At 66.7% G+C, this 4,119-nt stretch carries 1 protein-coding gene; it reads right to left on the reverse strand.

The features are described from left to right. Nucleotides 1-113 precede the first annotated feature (113 nt). Nucleotides 114-3,590: a DNA-directed RNA polymerase subunit beta gene (rpoB, locus tag ACFVHV_RS16780; protein WP_359897540.1), complete on the reverse strand. Its 3,477-nt coding sequence runs from the start codon at nucleotides 3,588-3,590 to the stop codon at nucleotides 114-116. Between the last annotated feature and the right edge of the window lie 529 nt (nucleotides 3,591-4,119).

Consider the following 4,119-nt stretch of genomic DNA (forward strand, 5'->3'; position numbering starts at 1 on the left):
GTTTACGACAAGCTCTGTTCGTCTAGCACTCTTTCTTTTTTCGTGTGTTGTTATTTTTGTGTGTGGGGGGCCTGGGGGCGGGCCGGCCGCTGCTGCGGCCGGCCCGGCCTCCGTCAGACCTCTTCGACGCTGCTCGGCTCGCGCCGGGACAGGTCGATGCCGAGCTCCTCGGCGGCGCGGAACACGTCCTCGTCGGAGTCCCGCATCTCGATGGACTGGCCGTCCGAGGACAGCACCTCCACGTTGAGGCAGAGCGACTGCATTTCCTTGATGAGAACCTTGAAGGACTCGGGAATGCCGGGCTCGGGGATGTTCTCGCCCTTGACGATGGCCTCGTAGACCTTGACTCGGCCGAGGACGTCGTCGGACTTGATGGTGAGGAGCTCCTGGAGCGCGTAGGCCGCGCCGTACGCCTCGAGGGCCCACACCTCCATCTCACCGAAGCGCTGACCACCGAACTGCGCCTTACCACCGAGCGGCTGCTGGGTGATCATCGAGTACGGACCGGTCGAACGGGCGTGCAGCTTGTCGTCGACCAGGTGGTGCAGCTTGAGGATGTACATGTAGCCGACCGAGACCGGCATCGGGAACGGCTCGCCGGAGCGGCCGTCGAACAGTCGGGCCTTGCCGGTGGAGTTCACCAGGCGCTCACCGTCACGGGTGAGGGTGGTGTTGTCCAGCAGGCCGGTGATCTCGTCCTCGCGGGCGCCGTCGAAGACCGGGGTGGCGAGGTTGGTGCCGCCCTCGACGGTGTCGGCGCCGATCGCCTGCAGGCGCTGGGCCCACTCGTCGGCCAGCCCGGAGACGTCCCAGCCCTGCTTGGCGAGCCACCCGAGGTGGATCTCCAGGACCTGTCCCGGGTTCATTCGGGACGGGACACCCAGCGGGTTGAGGATGATGTCGACCGGGGTGCCGTCCTCCAGGAACGGCATGTCCTCGACCGGCAGGATCTTCGAGATGACGCCCTTGTTGCCGTGACGGCCGGCGAGCTTGTCACCGTTGGTGATCTTGCGCTTCTGGGCCACGTAGACGCGGACCAGCTGGTTGACGCCCGGGGGCAGCTCGTCGCCCTCTTCGCGGTCGAAGACGCGGACGCCGATGACCTTGCCGGACTCACCGTGCGGAACCTTCAGCGAGGTGTCGCGGACCTCACGGGCCTTCTCGCCGAAGATCGCGCGGAGCAGGCGCTCCTCCGGGGTCAGCTCGGTCTCGCCCTTGGGCGTGACCTTGCCGACCAGGATGTCGCCGGTGACGACGTCGGCGCCGATGCGGATGATGCCGCGCTCGTCGAGGTCCGCGAGGACCTCCTCGGAGACGTTCGGGATGTCCCGGGTGATCTCCTCGGGGCCGAGCTTGGTGTCACGGGCGTCGACCTCGTGCTCCTCGATGTGGATCGAGGAGAGGACGTCGTCCTGCACGAGGCGCTGCGACAGGATGATCGCGTCCTCGTAGTTGTGGCCCTCCCACGACATGAACGCCACGAGCAGGTTCTTGCCGAGGGCCATCTCGCCCTCGTCGGTGCACGGGCCGTCGGCCAGCACCTGGTTGACCTCGACCCGGGCGCCCTCGTCCACGAGCACCTTCTGGTTGAAGGCGGTGCCCTGGTTCGAGCGGGTGAACTTGGCGGCGCGGTACGTGGTGTACGTGCCGTCGTCGTTGGCCACGGTGACGTAGTCGGCCGAGACCTCCTGGACGACACCGGCCTTCTCGGCGGTGATGACGTCCGCGGCGTCGACGGCGCAGCGGTACTCCATGCCGGTACCGACCAGCGGAGCCTCGCTCTTCAGCAGCGGCACCGCCTGGCGCATCATGTTCGAGCCCATGAGCGCGCGGTTGGCGTCGTCGTGCTCGAGGAACGGGATCATGGCGGTCGCGACCGACACCATCTGGCGCGGCGAGACGTCCATGTAGTCGATCTCGGTGCCCGGGATGTAGTCGATCTCGCCGCCACGGCGGCGGACCAGGACACGCGGCTCGGCGAAGTGCAGGTCCGCGGTCAGCGGCGCGTTCGCCTGGGCGATGACGTAGCGGTCCTCCTCGTCGGCGGTCAGGTAGTCGACCTGCTCCGTGACGACACCCTCGATGACCTTGCGGTACGGGGTCTCGATGAAGCCGAACGCGTTGACCCGGCCGTACGAGGCGAGCGAGCCGATCAGACCGATGTTCGGGCCTTCGGGGGTCTCGATCGGACACATGCGGCCGTAGTGCGAGGGGTGCACGTCACGGACCTCGAAGCCGGCCCGCTCACGGGACAGACCACCGGGGCCCAGCGCGGACAGACGACGCTTGTGGGTCAGGCCCGACAGCGGGTTCGTCTGGTCCATGAACTGCGACAGCTGGCTGGTGCCGAAGAACTCCTTGATGGAGGCGACGACCGGCCGGATGTTGATCAGGGTCTGCGGCGTGATCGCCTCGACGTCCTGGGTGGTCATGCGCTCGCGCACGACGCGCTCCATACGGGCGAGACCCGTACGGACCTGGTTCTGGATGAGCTCGCCGACGTTGCGCAGGCGACGGTTGCCGAAGTGGTCGATGTCGTCGACCTCGACCACGATGTCGCGGCCTTCGTCGTCACGCCACTCGGTCTCGCCCGCGTGCAGCTTCACCAGGTACTTGATCGCACCGATGATGTCGGGCTCGGTGAGCACGCCGGAGTCCAGCGACTCGGCGTTGCCCAGCTTGCGGTTGACCTTGTAACGGCCGACCTTCGCGAGGTCGTAGCGCTTCGGGTTGAAGTACAGGTTCTCCAGAAGCGTCTGCGCGGCCTCGCGCGTGGGCGGCTCGCCCGGACGCAGCTTGCGGTAGATGTCCAGCAGCGCGTCGTCCTGGCCCTGGGTGTGGTCCTTCTCCAGGGTGGCGCGCATCGACTCGTACTCGCCGAACTCCTCGAGAATCATCTCGTTGGTCCAGCCGAGCGCCTTGAGCAGCACGGTGACGGACTGCTTGCGCTTGCGGTCGATGCGGACGCCGACCATGTCGCGCTTGTCGATCTCCATCTCCAGCCAGGCACCACGCGAGGGGATGACCTTGCAGGAGTAGATGTCCTTGTCGGACACCTTGTCCAGGGTGGAGTCGAAGTACACACCCGGGGAGCGGACGAGCTGCGACACGACGACACGCTCGGTGCCGTTGATCACGAACGTGCCCTTGTGGGTCATGAGCGGGAAGTCGCCCATGAAGACCGTCTGAGACTTGATCTCACCGGTCTCGTTGTTGGTGAACTCGGCCGTGACGAAGAGCGGGGCCGCGAACGTGAAGTCGCGGTCCTTGCACTCGTCAATGGAGTTCTTCGGCGGCTCGAAACGGTGGTCGCGGAAGGTCAGCGACATCGACCCGCTGAAGTCCTCGATCGGGGAGATCTCCTCGAAGATCTCCTCCAGACCGGACTTCGTGGGGACGTCCTGACCACTCTCCAGGGCCGCCTCGACCCGGGACTTCCAGGCCGCGTTGCCGAGCAGCCAGTCAAAGCTCTCGGTCTGCAGGGCCAGGAGGTTCGGGACCTCGAGGGGCTCCTTGATCTTCGCGAACGAGACGCGGAGCGGGGCGGTGGATGCGGCGGAATTGTTCGAGGCGTTGCGCGGCGCGGCCAAGAGGGGGGTCCTTCCGAGGGCTCGGAGCTCACTACGCGCGTACCAGCCGGGCCTGCTTGGGCTTGGTGCCGCCTCCCTCGCCACTGGCCTCCGCCGGGGTCGAAACCCCAGGTCAGAGCCGCTTTGCGGAGGCGGTGCCAGACCCCATCAGGGCAACGCAAACTCCGGGCGACGAGTCACGGAGAAGCTAACAGGCAGCGCAAAGGGACAGTGTAGCCAATGGCGACACTGCTGTCCAGCTCTGATTCGGAGACCGAATCGGAGACTCCTCCCGGTAGCCGGCGGGCGCGGGCGCCCACCGGGTACTGCTCTAACTCACGTGGAGTCATTTCCCGCCGGAGCCACTGGTTATGCATCCAGTGGCGAACCAACCCGGCGGACTCGCGCCTTGAGAATCGCGCGCCGCGCCAGGTTCGTCAAGGGCCCGCCGGCGGCGCGGGCCTCGACCTGTCTATCGATCCGGCGCCCCCCGGCGTTACAGAAGCCGTGGTGGCGCCGCCCTCGACGACGTTGTTCACCATACCCCCTG

Origin of the sequence: Kitasatospora sp. NPDC127116 (genome assembly GCF_042677365.1) — a bacterium.
Classification (GTDB): Bacteria; Actinomycetota; Actinomycetes; order Streptomycetales; family Streptomycetaceae; genus Kitasatospora; species Kitasatospora lactacystinica.